14 protein-coding genes are annotated in these 20,751 nt (G+C 44.9%); 11 read left to right on the forward strand and 3 right to left on the reverse strand.

Annotated features, from left to right (window positions below):
* The 3 genes from ACRBG0_RS27060 to ACRBG0_RS27070 all read left to right on the forward strand — a co-directional run.
* On the forward strand, nucleotides 1-2,642 hold a 2,642-nt coding region (locus tag ACRBG0_RS27060; protein ID WP_431489954.1), incomplete at its 5' end, for a hypothetical protein.
* 31 nt (nucleotides 2,643-2,673) lie between these two features.
* Complete coding sequence (locus ACRBG0_RS27065; RefSeq protein WP_431489955.1) at nucleotides 2,674-3,321, forward strand: hypothetical protein; 648 nt, start codon at nucleotides 2,674-2,676, stop codon at nucleotides 3,319-3,321.
* A gap of 237 nt (nucleotides 3,322-3,558) precedes the next feature.
* On the forward strand, nucleotides 3,559-4,146 hold the full coding sequence (locus ACRBG0_RS27070) for a toxin-antitoxin system YwqK family antitoxin (RefSeq protein ID WP_431489956.1): 588 nt from the start codon (nucleotides 3,559-3,561) through the stop codon (nucleotides 4,144-4,146).
* A gap of 98 nt (nucleotides 4,147-4,244) precedes the next feature.
* Here the strand turns inward: ACRBG0_RS27070 and accC are convergent, their stop codons facing one another.
* Together accC and coaD are read right to left on the reverse strand one after the other, a co-directional pair.
* A complete protein-coding gene (accC, locus tag ACRBG0_RS27075) occupies nucleotides 4,245-5,717 on the reverse strand; it encodes an acetyl-CoA carboxylase biotin carboxylase subunit (RefSeq protein ID WP_431489957.1) in 1,473 nt (490 codons plus the stop codon).
* A gap of 178 nt (nucleotides 5,718-5,895) precedes the next feature.
* Nucleotides 5,896-6,354, reverse strand: coding sequence for a pantetheine-phosphate adenylyltransferase (gene coaD / locus ACRBG0_RS27080; RefSeq protein ID WP_431489958.1), 459 nt, complete (start codon nucleotides 6,352-6,354; stop codon nucleotides 5,896-5,898).
* Between the two features lie 286 nt (nucleotides 6,355-6,640).
* Between coaD and ACRBG0_RS27085 the strand changes: the two genes are divergently transcribed.
* Both ACRBG0_RS27085 and ACRBG0_RS27090 read left to right on the forward strand, forming a co-directional pair.
* Nucleotides 6,641-8,929 (forward strand): OmpA family protein, encoded by a 2,289-nt coding sequence (locus ACRBG0_RS27085; protein WP_431489959.1) that lies wholly within the window; start codon nucleotides 6,641-6,643, stop codon nucleotides 8,927-8,929.
* A gap of 160 nt (nucleotides 8,930-9,089) precedes the next feature.
* Entirely contained in the window at nucleotides 9,090-11,474 is a 2,385-nt protein-coding gene (locus ACRBG0_RS27090) for a carboxypeptidase regulatory-like domain-containing protein (protein WP_431489960.1), read from the forward strand.
* Nucleotides 11,475-11,536: 62 nt separating this feature from the next.
* Here the strand turns inward: ACRBG0_RS27090 and hemN are convergent, their stop codons facing one another.
* A complete protein-coding gene (gene hemN / locus ACRBG0_RS27095) occupies nucleotides 11,537-12,889 on the reverse strand; it encodes an oxygen-independent coproporphyrinogen III oxidase (protein WP_431489961.1) in 1,353 nt (450 codons plus the stop codon).
* Nucleotides 12,890-13,039: 150 nt separating this feature from the next.
* On the opposite strand from hemN, the gene ACRBG0_RS27100 reads away from it, so the two are divergent.
* The 6 genes from ACRBG0_RS27100 (at nucleotide 13,040) to ccoG (ending at nucleotide 20,746) form a co-directional block, all read left to right on the forward strand.
* On the forward strand, nucleotides 13,040-15,457 hold the full coding sequence (locus ACRBG0_RS27100; protein WP_431489962.1) for a heavy metal translocating P-type ATPase: 2,418 nt from the start codon (nucleotides 13,040-13,042) through the stop codon (nucleotides 15,455-15,457).
* Nucleotides 15,458-15,554: 97 nt separating this feature from the next.
* Complete coding sequence (gene ccoS, locus ACRBG0_RS27105) at nucleotides 15,555-15,710, forward strand: cbb3-type cytochrome oxidase assembly protein CcoS (protein WP_431489963.1); 156 nt, start codon at nucleotides 15,555-15,557, stop codon at nucleotides 15,708-15,710.
* A 156-nt stretch (nucleotides 15,711-15,866) separates the two neighbouring features.
* Nucleotides 15,867-18,008, forward strand: a complete 2,142-nt coding sequence (ccoN, locus tag ACRBG0_RS27110; RefSeq protein WP_431489964.1) for a cytochrome-c oxidase, cbb3-type subunit I — start codon at nucleotides 15,867-15,869, stop codon at nucleotides 18,006-18,008.
* Between the two features lie 73 nt (nucleotides 18,009-18,081).
* Nucleotides 18,082-18,255 (forward strand): CcoQ/FixQ family Cbb3-type cytochrome c oxidase assembly chaperone, encoded by a 174-nt coding sequence (locus ACRBG0_RS27115; protein ID WP_431489965.1) that lies wholly within the window; start codon nucleotides 18,082-18,084, stop codon nucleotides 18,253-18,255.
* A gap of 21 nt (nucleotides 18,256-18,276) precedes the next feature.
* Entirely contained in the window at nucleotides 18,277-19,230 is a 954-nt protein-coding gene (locus tag ACRBG0_RS27120; RefSeq protein ID WP_431489966.1) for a cbb3-type cytochrome c oxidase N-terminal domain-containing protein, read from the forward strand.
* Nucleotides 19,231-19,258: 28 nt separating this feature from the next.
* On the forward strand, nucleotides 19,259-20,746 hold the full coding sequence (gene ccoG / locus ACRBG0_RS27125) for a cytochrome c oxidase accessory protein CcoG (protein ID WP_431489967.1): 1,488 nt from the start codon (nucleotides 19,259-19,261) through the stop codon (nucleotides 20,744-20,746).
* Nucleotides 20,747-20,751: the final 5 nt, after the last annotated feature.

Raw genomic sequence — 20,751 nt, forward strand, 5'->3', positions numbered from 1 at the left:
CCATTACGGCACCGGCTCCTTTAAACCTAAATTTGGCCGACATGGAACAGCCAATTTGTCGCGGCGACGAAACGGGTACTCTGACCTTGGAAGCCACTGGCGGGCAAGCTCCTTATCAATACCTCTGGGGCGATGGTTTTGTAACCAATAACCCTCTGCGTGAGCATCTTCCCGTAGGTGAATATCAGGTGTTGGTTCAAGATACCAATGCTTGTATGAGTGACACCTTGAATATCGTACTTGACCCTGCTTCGGACCTGACCTTAAACGCCACCCTTACGGAGCCTACTTGTGTAGGGTTGAGTAATGGAGTGATACAAGTAAATGCCGGAGGCCAAATGCCTCATATTTATGCATGGTCCAATGGCGTAATGGCATCCGACTTAAACAATATCCCCGTAGGTGAATATTCTCTGACCGTTACGGATGCCCGTGGATGTATTGCGGATTCGGTTTTTATTTTGGATGCAGAACAAGTCTTTACCATCAATTCTACGGTTGTTCAGCCATCTTGCTTCGGGGTAAACGATGGAATTATTGACCAAACGCTGATTCAGCAAGGCCAGCCACCTTTCCAGTTTTTCTGGGCCTTCGATAATACAAACCACGTAGATCAAATGTTTTTGGGCCCGGGAGACTACCAGTATATCGTGACCGATGCTTTGGGCTGTAGCTTTTTGTCTGATACATTTCAGCTTGCTTACCCTGATCCTTTAGCACTAACAGTAGTGGATAGTGTAGGCATTGCTTGTGCGGGAGATGAAAATGGCTTTCTGGAGACAGCAGCCAGCGGGGGGACTGCACCTTACAATTACAATTGGCTGGGAACAGGTAACACTACCAACAGTATTGCCAATTTAGCCGCAGGGAACTACCTGCTTTCTGTGACTGACGCTCGCGGCTGTGGGTTAGATACAACGCTGAGCCTTACCGATCCACCTACTTTGGTTGTAAATGCTGATCTGGAACTGGGCAATGTTTGTGATCCAGATGCAATTGATGTTTTATCCAGCCAGATTTTTGGAGGGAGCATGCCTTATGATTATAACTGGTCGGATCGTTCGGATAGCCCAAGTATTGTCAACCCGGAACCTGGTGACTATTTTCTTACGATTACGGACGACAATGGTTGTGTGAGCACCTTTGGTACGATCAAGGTCAGAGACAGGGTTGAACCTTTGTTGCTAGATAGTTTCGTTGTTCAGCAAGTAAGTTGTTTTCAAGGGACTGATGCCCAGCTAACGGCCTATACCAGTGGTGGTTCAGAGTTGTTGCGCTACCATTTTTCGCCCACCTATATTGAGCAAAGTGATAGCAATACGGTTGCTGTAACTGGGATTGGTTTTGATAATTCCTACAGTGTAACAGTGACTGATCTGGAAACTGGGTGTGAAGTACAGTCAGCAGTCGTTCCGGGCCAACAACCAACACCGATTACTATCGAACGGGACAGCTTTACGGTCGTCAATTGCTTTGGAGGTGCCGATGGCAGTATTTATGTCTCTGTAAATGGAGGTACCGGCCCTTATGATTACAATTGGATGAATGAGGAAGGTACTACCGTAAGTACACAAGAAGACCATCGATTTGCGCTTGCAGGTATTTATGAATTGCTGGTCACCGACCAGAAAGGTTGTACCGCAATTTATAGAGATTCCAACGTTGTTTCTATCAATGATTTGATTGTTCTTTCGGATACTATAATTCATCCAGTGAGTTGTCGAGGAGGCCTTGATGGTGCCATTGACATTGAAGTTAGTGGGGGGGTAGCTCCTTTTAGTTATGAGTGGTCAAATGATGCAGAGACGGAAGATATCATGGATTTATCAGCAGGTATCTATACCCTTACGGTAACAGATAGTGATACCTGCCGGGCGATTTTCCCAGGCTTGCGCGTACGTCAGCCCTTGACCGAGCTGGTTGTGGATGGAACGGCAGAAGATGTGTCCTGTTTTGGCTTTAACGATGGCGAAATTACCTCGCTGGTGATGGGAGGCGATGGCCCCTATACCTATCGTTGGCGCCGCAATGGTATTTTGGTTCCCTCTTTGCAAGGCCCCGATTTAGTAAATTTATTACCTGCTCAATACCAACTTAGTCTCACCGATTCCAATGGATGTGTGCGGCAATTGCTCTTTGAGGTCAACGAGCCTCCGGCTTTGGATTTGACTATTCTTAATGATCCACTGGGCGTTGATAGCCTCACAGCTTTGGCTGGGGGAGGTACTCCGCCATACAGTTACCTCTGGTCTACCAATGATACTACGATGACCATCAATGAGTTGGCATCGGCCTTTTATGAGGTTATGCTTACCGATAGCGTGGGCTGTACCAGTACGGCGACCTTCCAATTGACGGGCGTAAAGGATAAACGACTGCTGGAAGACGCTCCTTTTCAGGTTTACCCCAACCCCACCAGCGGGGCGCTACGTATCGTCTATACCGGCGATCACCTGATGGAAGACCAAGCCTTGGAGGTATTCAACCAATTGGGCCAGCTGATCCAAACGATTCCGCTGAATTGGTCATCCGCTAGCAGTTTTGAGCTCGATTTGGGCACGCTGCCCTCCGGCCGTTATGGCCTTCGCCTTTGGGAGGAACAAGCCGGGCGGTATTGGGTGACTTGGGTGGTGAAGATGTAGGGGGGCAGAATGTTTTTAATCGAAAACAACTATGGATAAACCAATAAACATCATCGGTCTGATAAGCCTATTACTTACAGCAATGAGTTTGCCTGCAAATGCTCAAAATGAAGTTGATCCTATTTATGAAACCATGAATGAAGGTTTAAATATCTACAAAGAGAGTGGAGATGTCGATAGGCTTTTAGCAATTGGCCCCTCACTACCTGAAAGCATATATGTCATAAATTCTTCTCGCACTGGACATGTAGACTATGATTTTATACGTCCAATTCGGACAGAGTTGTATGTGAGATGGCTTAGTGAATTCCTAATGTTAGTAAAAGAGCTAGAACTTGACTATGACCCAATAAGTTTCGATCTTAACGATCCTCGAAATCGTTGTGGTAAAACAAGTAATGCTATTGTCATAAATCCTACGCCAAAGTATTTAGAGCAAGTGGAATTATATAAAAAAAATTGCGAGATTAGATATTATCATATGAAGTATCAGTCTACGATGGAGCTTTTCAATTGTTTCTACAAAAGGGCCTTCTCAAAACAAGGAAAAAGACTTACTGATTTACTATCAATAACCAAAGATTGGTGCGAAAAAAACATTGATGACCCAGCATTACAAGCCGATATTTTAGAAATTGTTCGACGCAAAGCACGAAATAACAGGTGTACGCGACTATAAGTTAGCCATCTGTAATTTCACAAAACGAACAAGGCGCATTGTAGTCCCCTGACTATCCCGACCTCTATGGTCGGGTAGTATCCTGCTGATCCCCTGACTAGCGAAAAGAAAACTAGTGCGGCACGCGTTGACGTAGGGTGAAACCAACACTAAACAGCATTTGTCAAGAACCAAAACTAGTGCGTAGGCTAATAGGCCGAAGTTCGGGGCGCGCTCATTACTTTAAATACCCTCATAATGAATTCACAGAGTTATACTTTGTTCTTATTCTTGACTTTGGTGCTCTTTATTCCTTTGGAGGCACAACACTACCCTCTTGGAAATGACGAATATAAAGAAGGGGCTTACAATTATTATGATGGGGTTCAAGATGCTACAGTAGACTGTGTCTTCAAAGACAATAAGCTACATGGAGTATATCGTCTTTACTATTTCAAGTCAGAAAATATTAAAATGGAAGGCTTTTATAGCGATGGTATCGCTAGCGGAGTTTTTAGGCATTACTCTTTTACTGGAAAGCTAGAAAAGGAGGAGACTTTTATAAATGGCCAGCTAACTGGCCCAGTGAAATACTATAGAAATGGTAGGCTAAGTTTTGAGGAATTTTACCTAAACGGGATACCACATGGTGTTTGGAAATTCTATTATAAGAATGGCAATATCGAAGCGTTCTTCTCTTGTGATAATGGAAATTGTAGTGACATATTAGGATATGACAAGAAAGGACGAGTTGTAAGCAAAGTCATTCGAGGAGAAGACGGTGTTCGAGTTAGAACTATCCATTACAAGAAGAATGGAGAGATCGATTATGAAGAGTTACATTGACGACTTGCTTTATTCTGCTGGTCAGGGGACCAGCGCGATGTACCAGGTTAGTTTGGAAACTAACCTGAGCACTACCTAAGTCGCTGTGTACAATTCTTCTACCGCCGCTGCTCCCACCAATCGGTAGCGCCTGCGTCGGGGATTTCCAGCTGTGCGTGTTGTTCGAGCCAGAGGGCTTTGCCCAGGGCGGCTGCTACGCGAGCTTCCTCCTTCATGGCTGCTTCGAGCATTTCGGGTTGGTAGTATTTTTTGACAAAATTGGTATCGAAATTACCTGAACGAAAGGCTTCGTGCTGGCAGACAAACTTTCCGAAGGGTAGGGTAGTAGCGACCCCTTCGATCTCGTAATCTTCAATGGCGGCGATCATCATGCGCATAGCTGCTTCGCGGGTTTCGCCATAGGTGATGAGCTTGGACAGCATGGGGTCGTAATAGATCGGGATACTCATACCTTCGGTGAAACCATCGTCTACGCGAATACCTTCGCCAGAGGGCGGACGATAGCGATGGAGGGTACCTACGCTAGGCAGGAAGTTGTTGAGCGGGTCTTCGGCGTAGACGCGCAATTCCAGGGCGTGCCCCGTAATTTTGAGGTCGTCTTGGGTGAAAGGAAGTGCTTCTCCCCGGGCTATCCGAATTTGCATTTCTACCAAATCTACCCCAGAGATCAACTCTGATACGGGGTGCTCTACTTGCAGACGAGTGTTCATCTCCAAGAAGTAGAAATCATGCTTGTCGTTGATGAGGAACTCTACGGTGCCAGCGCCCAAGTAATCGCAAGATTTTGCAACCTGTACGGCAGCAGCGCCCATGCGGGCCCGCAGCTCAGGGCTTAGGACACTGGATGGGGCTTCTTCCACTACTTTCTGGTGGCGACGCTGGATGCTACATTCCCGTTCAAAAAGGTGAACCACATTGCCATGACTATCGGCCAGTACCTGAATCTCAATGTGGCGGGGTGAGGTCACAAATTTTTCAATAAAAACCGCACCATTGCCAAAGGCAGAAACGGCTTCGCTCACGGCGCGATCCATCTGCTCTTCAAATTCTTCGACATTTTCTACCATCCGCATCCCTTTACCACCACCACCTGCGGAGGCTTTGATCAGGATGGGGAAACCTATCTCCATCGCCACTTGTTTGGCTTCTGCAACGTCCGTAATCGCATGGTCAACACCGGGAACCATGGGGACGTCAAAATCCTTGACGGTATCTTTGGCTGCCAGCTTGTCGCCCATCACTTCGATGGCGTGTGACTTGGGCCCAATAAAGGTAATGCCGGCTTTCTCTACCGCCTGTGCAAACTTGGAATTTTCACTCAGGAAACCATAGCCTGGGTGAATACCATCAACACCGATCTTTAAGGCTTCTTCAATGATCTTATCGCCCAAAAGGTAGGATTGATTGGAGGGAGGTGGCCCTAAACAAATCGCTTCATCGGCAAACTGTACGTGTGGAGAGTTGCGATCTGCTTCTGAGTATACGGCTACCGTAGCGATCCCCATTTTACGGGCAGAACGCATAACACGTAAAGCAATTTCTCCTCGATTGGCAACTAAAATCTTTTGCATGAAAGGGTGGTTTACTGGTTGGAGCGTTAGATAGTTTGCTGGTTGGATAGTTAGTTAGGAGTAAAGGTAAGTAAGCGAGGGGCAAAATCTAAATTTTTGCTGACCTCTTGAAAAACTTTGTGGAGTGTTGTCTTTTTTGACCTTGTTGGAAGAAAAATAAAGTGATAAGTTAGACTTTCTAAATATCTACCCCCGGTGGTAAAAACGGACGGGCATCGCCTCCTCCTTTAATGATTTCTCTGACGATGGTGGAACTGATATGTGAGTAGGCCGGCTGGCTGATCCAGAACACGGTTTCAATTCCTTGTCCGACAATATTATTGAGTTGTGAAATGGTCTTTTCATAATCAAAATCAGACGCATTGCGCAGGCCTCGGAGCAGGTAGTCGGCGCCAATTTTGTTGCAATAATGAGCTGTCAATCCATCAAAAGTAGCCACTTCTACATTAGGGTAATCAGCGAAAACAGCTTCGAGCCAAGCGGTTCTTTGCTCAAGGGAGAATAAATATTTCTTCTGTGAGTTGACGCCAATCGCTATCACTATTTTATCGAAAAGAGGCATTGCGCGTTGCACGATATCAAAGTGCCCAGTGGTGATTGGGTCGAAAGAGCCAGGAAAAACGGCAATTTTGGTCATCGACTAATAATTTGATGAAATTGGGGTGATAATGATCTTTGCCACAAAATCAATAAAACCTGGAAAATTGTCGTGGTCTTATTGGTTTTTTCTCATAATGTTTTTCTTAAGCTGGCCTTTCTGTTCGGTCATTAGATCAGAAAAATATATATTTGTAACATTATTTTGTGCTTTCCGTATCTATAGTAGTAAGTAACTACACCACCAACTCCACTTCAAAAGCCGGTTTTTCACAAAGGTTTTATAGCACTTGATTAGTGACACTACACTATATCACTAAGTTTCTATGAGAAAACAAACGGCAGGGCCATTTTTGGCCATCATCGGAATACTGTTTTGTCTTGTCAATTTACCTGCGCAGCAGGCTAAGTTGCGTAAAGCAGAACTCTTCATGGAAACATTCCGCTATGAAGAAGCTATCGCTGTTTACGAAAAAATTATTCGTAAAAACGAAAATGATCTCACGGCCTTAGTGGGGTTGGCAGAGGCTTGCCAGAAGATGGATAATCTCTCTAAAGCTTCGGAATGGTATGCCAAAGCACTGGCTCAACCAGAGGCAGATCCTGTGACCTATTTTGCTTATGGGCAAGTGCTGTTTCAGATGGGGGAGTGTGTTGCCGCTCAGTCTGCGTTTCAGGAGTTTTTGCGGAGAAACCCCAATGATCACCGCGCCAACCGTCTGCAAGATGTTTGCAGTTATTATGAACGACTCACAACCAGCAACCTGGAACAAATAGATGTCTCATTACCTGATTTCAATGGTGCGTACAGTGATTTAGCTCCGGCATTTTTTCAAGACGGGATTGTCTTTGGTGCTGTACGTAGTACTGAAAAACGTAAAGAAGCTTTTTACGACCTTTACTTTACTCGCCCGGTGGCCGAAGACCGTCCGCAAGGGCTGAGCCTTTCTTACGAACCCTTGGTGGGCTTTTCAGAAATATTAAATAGTGGGGTGAATGAGGCCATAGTAAGTTTTAGCCCCGATTTTAAAGAAGTCTTTTTCACGAGGAACCAAGAACAGATCGTTTCAGAAAAAATACCTATTCGAAGGTTGGAAATTATGGTTTCCAGGCAGGGAGCTGATAATAGCTGGTCAAGTCCTGTGCCACTGGCGATCAATAGTGTCAATTACAGCACTGCCCACCCGGCATTGACTCCTGACGGCCAGCGCCTTTACTTTGTTTCCGACCGGCCAGGAGGGTTTGGCGGTAAGGATATTTTCTATTGCGATCGCGTCGGCCTTGGTTGGAGTTCTCCAATAAATTTGGGCCCTCAGGTAAATACAGAAGGGGATGAATTGTATCCTTATTACCATAATGATGGCGTCTTGTATTTTGCCAGTAACGGGCAGTTGGGGTTAGGAGGACTTGATATCTTTCGGGCAGAAGATCTGGGCGGAGGAGAATGGGGAGAGCCTGACAATCCGGGGTCTCCAATTAATTCTAGTGCCGATGATTTTGCCCTGATCATTCAAGCCGACGGGAGCTATGGTTTCTTTACATCTAACCGCAAAAATGGTGCAGGGAGCGATGATATCTACGCTTTTCAGTCGCGGAGGATTTTGCTAGAATTACAATTTTTGTCTGAAAGGGACAGCTTGCTCAAACAGAGCATTCCTTTCGCACTGCAGGGAGAAGATTTCATGCAGTTCTCTGATGGCGATGGCCGGTGGACCACCTACTTGGAGCCGGAGGATTGTCTTTATGTTCAACTTAAAGACGAGCATTACCAATCCGACCGCATGGAGATTTGTGCATCACTAGCGGAGGGGCAGGAGAAACTTTCTTTTACCTGGAAGCTGACGCCCCGCTCTACGTCAAGTTTACCCACTTTTGGCAAAGATGAGAAAGTATTAACCGGAAAAGTCATTGATCAATTAGACGGAGAACCGGTTCCTTTTGCAGAAGTGTACCTGGTAAGTTCTGGCTGCTCGGCCAATATCAATTTGACAGCAGATGTCAATGGTGAGTTTTTCTTTAACACCAAAGAAGATTGTTGTTATCAATTGACGGCAGTTGGGGATGGCTATTTTACGAATACTTTTGCGCGTCCTTTTTGTAGTGGAAATTGGCCACAGGCTATCGACGTAAATTTGTCGCCTTATCGGCTACGCGCCAACCAACAGTTGGAAAATACGCTTTCTGAAAATTCTCAAAATGAATTCCAAATAGGAAGTAAAGTTTATGATGATGCCAGTACTGCTATTCCTTATCTTTTAAATATTTATTACGATCTAGGGCGAGCTAGCGTCCGTCCTGAAGCGATTAGTGAACTCAATCGCCTGTATTGGTTGTTGGTTAATAATCCGGATATTGTGGTAGAAGTAGCCTCTCATACAGATGCTCAAGGTACAGCCTCTTTCAATCAGCGACTTTCTCAGCGCAGGGCTGACGCCATTGTCACGTTCTTACGTAAAAAAGGAATTTCCCGCGAACGGCTCCGTGCCAGAGGGTATGGCGAGACCCGCTTGGTCAACGAATGTGCGGATGGAATAAAGTGTAGCGAAGAAGCTCACCAACTCAATCGACGTACCGAATTTAGGGTCTTAGAGCACGAAATTGGGCAATCCAATTAAGGTAAGTTGATCTTCCTGTAGGTTATCTGTTTGTAAATAACGAAATTGAACACTACATTTACCGTTAGGAGCTACCTTAGGTAAAAGTATAGAATGCTTTTTACTGCTCCCAGGTCTAGTTCAAGATGAATAGCCTATTACCTAAACTATCGATTTTTCTATGAGACTTTATCCAATTGCGCTTTTAGCTGCCCTGTTCTTTCTTTGTAGTACGCCAGTGGCTGCTCAGTTCCGTACTGCTATGAAAACTGCCAACAAGCAGTACGATATCAATGCTTACAATTTAGCAGTTCAGTCTTATCTGGCTGCATTAGAGCGGCGGCCGGATGATCCGGAGGCTTTGGGCAAAATAGCCGATAGTTACCGCCATTTGAATATGATGGAAGATGCTGCTCGCTACTATTCACAGGCTGTACGTCAACGTGATATTAATAAGCAGCACTTTCTAGAATTTGGACACGTTCTTCGTGCTTTAGGCCGCTACGATGAAGCAAAGCAATGGTATGATACCTATGCCCGAGATGTGAATCAGATGGTTGGTCAGCAATACAGTCAAAGTTGTGATTTTGCTAAACAGCAAATAACAGCAACTTCCGGGTTTACCGTAGTACCTGAATTGCTTAATACGCCCTCTTCCGATTTTGGCCCGGGTATCGTTGGCAACGATCAGGTCGTGTTCAACTCTGCCCGTACAGACCTTACTGCACCAGGTACTTTTTCCGGTGCAGCCGGTAATAGCTTATTGGTAGCGACGATCGGGCAAGATCGTTTCTTGGCTATTCCTTACCTATTACGCAATGGTTATACGGTAGATGGTGGCAACCCTGGCCCGGTATCTTATTCTCCGGATGGTACCATGGTTATCTTTACCCGTAACAATTTTGTGGATGGCACTCGCCAAATTCCTTCTAGTGGTATGCAACTGGCACTGTTTCAGGCCAATGTTACCTCTAGTGGTGAGTGGAACAATGTACGCCCTTACCCATTTAATGGATCTGAGTATTCTACCGGTTTCGCAACCTTCACACCTGATGGACGTGGTATCTATTTTGCTTCTGATCGCCCTGACGGGTTTGGTGGCTATGATATTTACGTTTCCTACCTCGTTGGTAATTCTTGGAGTACACCAGAAAACCTGGGGCCAGTAGTCAACTCTCCCGGTAATGAAATTACACCGTTTTTTGATGGTGCTAACCTCTTCTTTTCCTCAGATTGGCATCACGGCCTTGGTGGTTTTGATGTTTTCCGTTCGCAACCTGAAAATGGCCGTTGGACACAGATTTTCCACATGGGCGCGGCGGTGAACTCTCCAAGAGATGATTACAGCTATAATTTTGATGACACCCGTAATCTCGGCTACGTAGTAAGTAACCGTACCGGCGGCAGTGGCAATGAAGATATTTACAGAGTGACGCGCTCTGCCGATAATATTACCCTTGTTATTAAGAATGCAGCCGATGGTTCACCTGTAGCCAATGCTGTTGTTGATTTCGTAGAATGCGGTGAGGGGGCTTACCAAGCAGGTGCCGAAGGACTTTACACTTTTCAGGCAATGCAGGGCCTTAACTGTAACCTGGTGATTCGTAAAGATGGCTACGTAAGTGCAATGGTACCTTTGGCCACTACCGGGAATGGTGAGCAGAAGGAAGTAATCGTCAATCTTACGAAAATCAATGAAACTTATGTAGGTAAGGTGGTTGATTATGCGACCCGCATTCCTTTGCAAGGGGTAAAAGTAAAAGTAACCAATCGTACAACGGGTAGTCAATCTGAGACAACTACTGATGTGAATGGTGATTACTACGTGGCCATGGTGCCTTATACGACTTATGATTACCTCATTGCGAACCCTGGTTACCAGGATATTATCTTTGGTCTTCCCGTAGAGGATGGCCGTAATCGTAGCGTTTTGGGCGTTATTGGCATGCAGCCTGGTACTTCTAGTGCAAATAATGGCGGTACTCCGGTTACGCCTAATCCCGTAACTCCGGTTACTCCTGGAGGCGGTGGTACAGGTACTACTGTTCAGCCTGGTTATGCGGTGCAATTAGCAGCACTTAGCAAGGCTGACTTGAGTCGCTTTGGTGACTTGAGTAATCTTGGTCAGGTATACGCGGTTCAGGATGGTAGTCGTTATAAGGTTCGTTTGGGGGTGTTCACTACACGTGAGCAAGCTGATCAAGCTTTACGCAATGTAAAAGGGCGTGGCTATAATGACGCATTCATCGTTACAGAAGCAGGCAGCACCACGGCAGGAGGAAATACGCCTGGGCCGGTTACCAATCCTACTAACCCCGTCAGCAATACAGGCGCTTACATGGTTCAGTTGGCTGCTTATTCCAAGCCAGAATATTTTGATCGCACGAAAGCAGAGACGATGGGAACCATCACCTCTCGTCAAAAGAATAACTTAACGGTGATGCTAGTGAGTAATATCGCTACCCTGGCAGATGCTCGTTCTATTCGTCAGCGGGCGCGTACAGCAGGTTGGAATGGTGCCTTTGTCGTTCAAGACCAGAACGGACAATTGATTAAGGTCGAGTAAATATTTCACCACATAGACACATAGGTTTTTATTACTATGTGTCTATGTGGTGAAATAAAAAATTAAACCACCTCGCTAAACTGCCCTTTGCCTACGGCTTTTTTCCAGTAATGTTGGTCAAAAGCAAGGCAGATGTTACGTAAGTAGGGGCGCCCAGCGGGCAGAACCCGTAGCTGTTGATGTTCAATGACCAATAGCCCGTCTTCTTGCATTTCTTTTAGCCTTTCTATACCACTGTACAAATCCTGGCATTGTAAAGCCGGGTTCGACCAAGAAGTCGTTTCGGTACACATGATATTTAAAATGTGCCGCCGGATGATCTGTTCTTCGGTGTTCAGTAAGTATCCTTTAATGATAGGCAATTCACCTGCGGCTATTCTAGCCTGATAGGTTTCTATTTTTTTCTCGTTCTGTGCATAGGCCGACCAGCTGTCGCTAATTCCCGATACCCCCAAGGCAATGTTTAGCTGAGTGTCGTGAGCGGTGTAGCCCATAAAATTCCGATGCAATCGCTGTTCCTGAAAGGCAGTGAGCAGCTCGTCGCCGGGTAGCGCAAAGTGGTCGAAGCCAATCTCTTCGTAACCCATTTCTAGCAAGAATTTTTTCCCTGTTTCATAGAGTTCTCGCTTGGCAGCACCACGTGGGAGGTCTTTTTCATCATAAGCACGCTGGCTTGGGCTTTTCCAAGGCACATGTGCATAGCTATAAAAGGCTATTCGTTCCGGCCTCAATTCCTGGAGGTGTTCAATATTAGTGAGTATGTGTTGAATATCTTGTCGAGGTAATCCAAATATAAGGTCAAAATTAATGGAGGTGTATCCAATGTCGCGGCTATCGGCCACGACGCGATAAATCTCTTCTGTCGACTGTTTCCGGTTGATAAGTGTCATAATATCCTGCCCGAAATCCTGAACACCAATGCTGATGCGATCGAAGCCATGTCTGTATAGCGTCTCCAAGTGCGCTCTGGTCGTGCTGTTAGGATGAGCCTCGAAACTAAAGCGGTGATCAGGGGCAATGCTTGCTTCCGCAAAAATGCCGCGAAGGAGGTAATCCAGATTTTCAGGAGCAAAAAAAGTAGGTGTTCCACCACCAAAGTGGAGTTCTTGAACCATGGGCTTTTCTCCCAAAGCTGCCACATACATTCTCCATTCGTCTAAAACACTATCAAGATAAGGAAGCTCAACCGCGTGGTTTTTTGTAATCCGTTTATTGCAGCCACAATAGGTGCAAAGCTGCTCGCAATAGGGGAGATGAATGTACAGATTGACGACACCTTGCTCCTGGTACGCGACCCTAATACTATTTAACCAGTCTTTTGGTGCAGGCCCTGGTTCTGTCCAGTTAGGAACAGTAGGATAACTGGTGTATCGAGGAGCGGGGATGTTGTATTTCTCTAAAAGACTTAGGCCCATTTCTGAAGATTTTTTTACTTTTAGCAAAAGTACTTGTGGTGGTGAAATGTGGTAGGTGACAAAAGTCACCCACTATTGTGATTTACCGCACACGGCAAGAATAGGGACACGGGTAGTTTTGTGTCTAACTAACAACCTACTGGACCGCTTATGGCAATTCTTCTTGATCACAATGCGGATAATACAACTCAAAAGACCTATGATAGCCAGGGCTGCTATCATTGTGGCGAGCCCTGCGAGGAAGAATTGATCCAACTCGGAGATAAGAACTTTTGTTGTGTGGGCTGTAAAACGGTCTATGAATTACTTTCCGAGAATCAATTAGATACTTTTTATCGCCTGGAGTCTACTCCAGGTAATACCTTACGGACACGTGCCAGAGAGGATTACGCATGGCTGGATGAGCCTGCGGCAATTGCCAAAATCTGTGATTATCAAGACGATAAACATCTGAAGGTAACCTTTCATCTGCCTCAGATTCATTGTACTTCTTGCATCTGGTTATTGGAACACTTATATCGCTTAGATGAAGGGGTGTTAAAAAGCCAAGTGAATTTCCTCTCTCAGGAGGCTTACATCCAAATTGACCCTCAAAAAATAAGTTTACGAGCCTTGGTAGAGCTGCTTTCCCGTATCGGGTATGCACCACGCTTACAAATGGATAAGCTGAGCAGTGAAAAAGAGCCTGTGGTTGACCGTACTTTCGCTTATCAGTTAGGTATTGCTGGTTTTGCGTTTGGCAATATTATGCTGCTGAGTTTTCCAGAGTATTTTGGCCTCACAGACCTGGCCTTCCAACGCTGGTTTGGTTACCTCAATATTCTTCTTGTGCTTCCTGTCCTTTTGTTTAGTGCCAAATCCTACTGGCAATCAGCATGGCAGAGTTTACGACAGCGACAGCTCAATATCGATGTTCCTATCACCTTGGGGATAGCGGTTTTGTTTTTTCGCTCCGTTTTTGAAATCATCAGTGAATTAGGCCCCGGTTACCTGGATAGCTTGGCAGGGCTGGTGTTTTTTCTTTTGATTGGTCGTTGGTTTCAACAACGGACTTACCATCATCTTTCTTTTGAACGAAATTATCAGAGCTATTTTCCTATAGCAGTAATGCGTAGGTTAGCGGGGAAGTGGTCAAGTATAACCCTTGATCAACTGACAATAGGTGATGAAATAAAAATAACCAATAATGGCCTTTTACCCGCCGATGGGGAGCTACTTTCCGGTGAAGCCCGGATGGATTATAGCTTTGTAACTGGCGAAGCTGACCCTGTTCGTAGCCAGGTTGGAGCGCAACTTTTTGCTGGAGGGCGGCAAACTGGAGGTGAAATTACTGTACGCTTGGTTAAAGCAGTATCACAAAGCTATCTTACGCAACTATGGAATGACGAAGCTTTCCAAAAAGCGTACATCCCTGGAAGTAGCCAATTGCTAGAAAAAATAGGCAGGTATTTTACACCAACCGTTTTGTTGATCGCATTAGTGACTATTGGTTATTGGTGGCCTATAGATCACCGTATCGCCTTACATGCTTTTACAGCGGTGCTGATTATCGCTTGCCCATGCGCCTTGGCATTGTCGGTACCTTTTACTTTGGGAAATGCGCTGCGTCTGCTAGGTAAAAATCAAGTGTACATCAAAAATACCAGTGTGCTGGAATCGCTCTATGATGTAGATACAATTGTCTTTGATAAAACGGGGACCCTTACTTCAGGAGCAGGTAAAGAACAGCTTTCAGCTCCTGGCACTATTTCCGAAAGGAATAAATCTATTATCAAATCGCTAGCCAGTCAATCCTCTCACCCCGTAAGTAGATTACTGTCTGCCTTTTGGCCTTCGGCCCAGCAGACAGGTGTAACAGACTTTCAGGAGGTTGCAGGTAGTGGTGTTAAGGCAAGGCTTGAAGGAGAACCCGTTGCTTTAGGTTCTGCGTCGTTTTTGGGTATAACTACCAAAGAGGTAGGTACCTGGGCTAAAGTTGGCGAAGAAATTATAGGGCCGTTTGTAATCAAACATCAGTATCGATCAGGCGTAGAAGAAATTTTAAATGAGTGGTCAGAAAAATATGATCTCTATCTTTTATCCGGGGACAATGATGCTTCCCGCAAACAGCTGGAGGCCTTTTTTCCAGAGGACCATCTTCATTTTGAGCAAAGCCCTCACAACAAACTGGCTTTTGTTAAAAAACTTCAGGCACAAGGAAGGAAAGTACTCATGATTGGTGATGGTTTAAATGATTCTGGTGCTTTACAGCAAAGTGAGGTTGGCCTGGTGGTGACCGAAGATGTAAATAATTTCACCCCGGCTTGTGATGTCATTTTGGGAAGTAACCAGTTTGCCAACTTGAGAGATATTATGAATTATGGCCAGCGTACCATACACTTGGTTTACGGGGCCTTTGTGTTGGCTTTTATTTACAATGTTATTGGGCTAAGTTTTGCAGTTCAGGGATTATTATCTCCTTTAATTGCGGCTATTTTGATGCCCTTGAGTTCTATTACAATAGCGGTTGTAGGTGTACTGGGGAGTAACTTTTTATTTACAAAAATAAAGCACAAACTAAGGGGGTGACAAATGTCACCACAGTGTCAGACAAATGTCACCTTGACCAGAATGTCCCCCTAGCTACCTTGCAGTCGTATTTTGATAAAACCTTAAAGAAAGACGAATGAATATTATTTTTTTTCTCATTGTGCTTAGCCTTTTGGTGGCACTCGGCTTTTTGGCCGCTTTCTTTTGGGCAGTGCGCTCCGGCCAATATGATGACGACTATACGCCCTCTGTCCGGATGCTTTTTGATGATGAAACGAAAACAGAAAAATGATTCTCTGATATTTTTTGTGTTTAGAGTCAATCGAAAGTAAAAATGACGCTCCTTAATCGCCGCTTACTATTTTCACTTTAGCTTGACCACAAAAATTATCAGAGAAGGAAATAATCAACTTTAATCCCAGTAATTACTGGAATAATTTTAGCATGTATGTCAAATTTGGAAACCTTCAGTTATGACAATCGCATCGTAAGGAAATTTGCTTACGTTACTGCGATCTGGGGGATTGTAGGTATGACCGTAGGGTTGCTTGCAGCACTACAGATGGTCTGGCCGATATTCAATCTAGGTTTAGCCGAAACTACCTTCGGCCGAATTCGCCCCCTTCACACCAATGCCGTTATCTTCGCTTTCGTAGGTAATGGTATTTTTACAGGTGTATACTACTCTTTACAGCGTTTGCTGAAAACCAGAATGTACAGTGATCTACTCAGTAGTATTCACTTTTGGGGTTGGCAAGCTATTATCCTCGCTGCCGCAATTACTTTGCCGTTGGGGATTACCAGTTCGCACGAGTATGCAGAATTGGAATGGCCTATCGATATTGCGATTGCTGGTATATGGGTGGTGTTTGGTATCAATATGTTTGGTACTATTCTTAAGCGTCGGGAGCAACACCTTTATGTTGCTATCTGGTTCTTTATTGCAACCTGGGTTACCGTTACTGTTTTGCATATCGGTAATAACCTGGAGCTTCCTGTTTCACTATGGAAGAGTTACCCTGTTTTCGCTGGGGTACAGGATGCCTTAGTGCAATGGTGGTATGGCCACAATGCAGTAGCATTCTTCCTTACCACGCCTTATCTGGGCTTGATGTACTACTTTATTCCTAAAGCAGCTAATCGCCCGGTATATTCTTACCGCCTGTCGATTATCCACTTCTGGGCTTTGATTTTTATCTACATCTGGGCTGGACCTCACCATTTACTTTATACTTCTTTACCTGATTGGGCGCAGTCTTTAGGGATGGCTTTCTCTTTGATGCTGATCGCTCCTAGTTGGGGGGGGATGTTGAATGGTCTTTTGACACTACGTGGTGCCTGGGATCGGGTACGTACCGACCCTGTACTGAAATTCATGGTGGTGGCGGTTACCGCTTATGGTATGTCTACCCTTGAAGGGCCGTTGATGTCGATCAAGAGTGTCAACGCTATCAGTCACTATACCGACTGGACTGTTGGCCACGTACACATTGGTACCCTTGGCTGGAATGGTATGCTGACGTTTGGTATGTTGTACTGGTTGTTCCCTCGTCTTTATGGCAATAAACTGTACTCTACCAAGTTGGCAAACGCTCACTTCTGGATCGGTACTTTTGGTATCCTGTTTTATGCTATTCCTCTTTACTGGGCCGGTTGGACTCAGAGTTTGATGTGGAAAGAGTTTTTACCTGAGGGTATCCTTAAGTATGGTAACTTCCTGGAAACGGTAACACAGATTTTACCGATGTATAAACTTCGGGTAATAGGTGGTGCAATCTACTTAGTAGGGGTGTTTGTAATGATGTACAACCTGATCAAAACAGCTACTACCGGTCACTTTATTGGTGATGAAGAAGTACAAGCTCCTTCTCGAGAGGTTGCTTTCACAGGTGGTCACAAAGGAGAATACTGGCACCGTTGGATTGAGCGTCGTCCTGTTCAGTTGTTGATTGGAGCTACGATTGCTATTCTGATTGGTGGTTTAGTAGAGGTCTTCCCGATGATTACCATCGAAGATAATGTTCCGAAAATCGAGAGCGTGAAGCCTTACACTGCACTTGAGTTGGAAGGGCGAGATATGTATATCCGTGAAGGCTGTTTGGGCTGTCACTCGCAAATGATTCGTCCTTTCCGTAGTGAAACCGAGCGTTACGGGGAATACTCTAAATCAGGAGAATTCATCTACGACCGCCCATTCTTGTGGGGTAGTAAGCGAACAGGGCCGGATTTACACCGTTTAGGAGGTAAATACCCTGATAGCTGGCATTTCAACCACATGTATGACCCAACGAGTACGTCTCCGGGCTCTATCATGCCACCTTATCCATGGTTCATCGAGGATGACATGGACTTGGGCATGACGATTGCCAAGTTGAAAACCCTCAAAACCTTGGGTACGCCTTACACTGATGAATACATCGAGAATGCGGTAGAAGAGGCCAAGGCTCAGGCTGCAGGTATCGCTGCCAGCTTGAACAGAGACGGTATCGAAATGGAAGGATTAGCAGATAAGGAAATCATTGCCTTGATTGCTTACCTCCAACGTTTAGGAACCGATATTAAGCCGCCAGCGGAAGCTAAGGCAGAGTAAATCATCTTTCTAGTGGCTGGCAGGTGGCCCTTGGGTAAACTGCCAGCCTCTAAGATGCAAAAATCAAAATACCATGTATAAATATATTCTGGCCAGCGGCGAACAAAGTGTCAACTGGATGGCCATTTTCTCGCTGATTACTTTCTTTCTAATGTTTACGATCAGTGCCATTGCCATCTGGGGTAAAAGCAAAGCTTATGTAGAACACATGGCAGAGCTGCCTTTGGATGAAGAAAACATTAAATAAGACCACCCTTAAGTTTTTGTTATGAAAACGAATATTATAAAATTTAGCCTGACCTTCCTTTTGCTCTGCATTCTGGGGTCGGCATATGCAAATGACGCAGGTACTGCCCAAGCAGGCACAAGTTCTGATTGGCTAACCTGGGTTTTAGAAAACCTGATACTCATCGTTGGTGCCGGAGCTGTTATTGGTGCTATTGGAGCCATCTTTCACCTGAATAATCAGCTCATGGAGCTTAACCGGATTCGGGTACTCAAGGAGCATGGAATTGAAGTTGCTGAGAAAGTTGCTATTCAGCATAAGCAAAGTTCTTGGCAGCGTTGGTACAAGGATTTGACCAAAGCAGTACCTATAGAGAAGGAAGCTGATGTAATGCTTGATCACAATTACGATGGTATTCGCGAATTAGATAACATCCTCCCTCCTTGGTGGGTAGGTATGTTCTATGCAACGATTATTGCAGGTGTTGTGTACTTTTCTTACTACCACATTGCTGACAAAGGATTGTCTTCTTCTGAGCAATACCTTGTAGAGGTAGAAGAAGCTGAAGAAGAAGTCAAAGCTTACTTGGCGATGCAGTCTGATCAGGTAGATGAAAATACGGTCGTCATGCTGGAAGATGAAAACGAACTGGCATTAGGCGCGAGTATTTTTATCAATAAATGTGCAGTTTGCCACGGTGCCGAAGGGCAGGGTGGTGTAGGACCTAATATGACGGATAACTATTTCTTGCATGGTGGAACCATCAATGATGCTTTCAGAACCATCAAGTATGGGGTTCCGGAAAAAGGAATGATTTCTTGGAAGAGCCAGTTGCGGTCTAGTGACATGCAGCGGGTAGCCAGCTATATTCTTACGCTCGTAGGTACTACTCCTCCAAACCCCAAAGACCCAGAAGGCGAGCTTTATAAGCCTACAGAAGAAGACGGAAATGAAGCTACTGAAGCTGATGATGATCAATTGGGGATGAACGAATAATTAAAGCCGAAAATAGAGGCGAATAGTTATGAATGCAAACGAAATTAACGACACGGAAGAGTACCGTAATTCTATCAAAACGGTAGACAGTGATGGTAAGCGTATTTGGATATACCCCAAGAAGCCGAAAGGCTCCTGGACCAATGCGCGCACCTATGTCAGCTGGGTATTACTAGCCGTATTGTTTGCACTGCCATTTGTGAAAATTAATGGCAATCCGCTTATTCGCCTGGATATTCTGGGGCGTGATTTCTACCTGTTTGGTATGCACTTCACGCCTCAGGATTTTCACTTGTTCGTAGTGGCAATGCTTACCCTGGTGGTGTTTATTGCCCTGTTTACAGTAGTATTTGGAAGGCTCTTTTGCGGCTGGGTTTGTCCCCAGACGATCTTCATGGAGATGGTCTTTCGCAAAATTGAATATTGGGTAGAGGGTGATTCGAGTGCTCAAAAGAGGTTGAATAAAGCACCGTGGACACCCGAAAAAATCAGAAAAAAGGTAATTAAACAAACCTTGTTTATTCTGGTTGCGGTATTGATTGCACATACTTTCTTGTCTTATTTGATTGGGCCAGAAAGGGTGTTTAATATTATTACGTCATCGCCTTCTGAAAACTTTGGAGGCTTCCTTGCTATGATTGGTTTTACAGGAGCTTTCTATTTTGTTTTTGCAAGCCTAAGAGAGCAGGTTTGTACGACCATTTGTCCTTACGGTCGTCTGCAGGGTGTGCTGACGGATAATGATACGATCCAAGTGGCCTATGATTTTGTTCGCGGAGAACCGCGCGGTAAGAAAAAACGGAAGCCTGCAAGGAAAGCCAATCCTATTGCCAGTATGCAAGCGGCGGTGGCAGATACTGATTCAGCAACAGGTGTTTCTGAAGCACCTCCCTTGAAAGTGCTGGGAGATTGTATTGATTGTACACTTTGTGTACAGGTGTGTCCTACAGGGATAGATATCCGTGATGGCGTTCAGCTAGAATGTGTGAACTGTACCGCTTGTATGGATGCTTGTGATGAGGTGATGGTCAAGATTGATCGTCCCAAGGGGCTTATTCGTTACGATAGCCATAATGGTGTCGTGAATCAAACCCGAAATATATTTACGCCTCGTGCTATTGCATATTCTATTGCATTAGGGGTTTTGATTATTGTAAATATTATCTTGTTTGCTGGTCGCACAAATGTAGAGGCTATCATTCTACGTACTCCAGGTAAGCTTTATTATGAAACAGAGCAAGGAGAAATTAGTAACTTGTACAATTATCAGCTGTTTAATAAAACAACTGAATTATATGTGCCAGAATTTCGATTCCCTGATCACCCGGATGCCAAAATTCAATTCATTGGTGATGCTCCTGAGTTGACACCAGATATGATGAGTGAAGGAGCCTTCTTTATTCTTCTTCCCGAAGATCAGGTGCAAGAACGAAAACAATCGATTAAAATAGAGCTATGGGAAGGTGATAAGTTGTTGGAATCTACAGAGACCAATTTCTTAGGACCGATCAAGTAATTGAA

It is taken from the genome of Lewinella sp. (assembly GCF_050633125.1).
Taxonomy (GTDB): domain Bacteria; phylum Bacteroidota; class Bacteroidia; order Chitinophagales; family Saprospiraceae; genus Lewinella.

Coding starts and splice junctions, on each gene's coding strand:
- ACRBG0_RS27065 (WP_431489955.1), top strand. CDS start 2,674: ATGGATAAACCAATAAACATCATCGGTCTGATAAGCCTATTACTTACA.
- ACRBG0_RS27070 (WP_431489956.1), top strand. CDS start 3,559: ATGAATTCACAGAGTTATACTTTGTTCTTATTCTTGACTTTGGTGCTC.
- accC (WP_431489957.1), bottom strand. CDS start 5,717: ATGCAAAAGATTTTAGTTGCCAATCGAGGAGAAATTGCTTTACGTGTT.
- coaD (WP_431489958.1), bottom strand. CDS start 6,354: ATGACCAAAATTGCCGTTTTTCCTGGCTCTTTCGACCCAATCACCACT.
- ACRBG0_RS27085 (WP_431489959.1), top strand. CDS start 6,641: ATGAGAAAACAAACGGCAGGGCCATTTTTGGCCATCATCGGAATACTG.
- ACRBG0_RS27090 (WP_431489960.1), top strand. CDS start 9,090: ATGAGACTTTATCCAATTGCGCTTTTAGCTGCCCTGTTCTTTCTTTGT.
- hemN (WP_431489961.1), bottom strand. CDS start 12,889: ATGGGCCTAAGTCTTTTAGAGAAATACAACATCCCCGCTCCTCGATAC.
- ACRBG0_RS27100 (WP_431489962.1), top strand. CDS start 13,040: ATGGCAATTCTTCTTGATCACAATGCGGATAATACAACTCAAAAGACC.
- ccoS (WP_431489963.1), top strand. CDS start 15,555: ATGAATATTATTTTTTTTCTCATTGTGCTTAGCCTTTTGGTGGCACTC.
- ccoN (WP_431489964.1), top strand. CDS start 15,867: ATGTCAAATTTGGAAACCTTCAGTTATGACAATCGCATCGTAAGGAAA.
- ACRBG0_RS27115 (WP_431489965.1), top strand. CDS start 18,082: ATGTATAAATATATTCTGGCCAGCGGCGAACAAAGTGTCAACTGGATG.
- ACRBG0_RS27120 (WP_431489966.1), top strand. CDS start 18,277: ATGAAAACGAATATTATAAAATTTAGCCTGACCTTCCTTTTGCTCTGC.
- ccoG (WP_431489967.1), top strand. CDS start 19,259: ATGAATGCAAACGAAATTAACGACACGGAAGAGTACCGTAATTCTATC.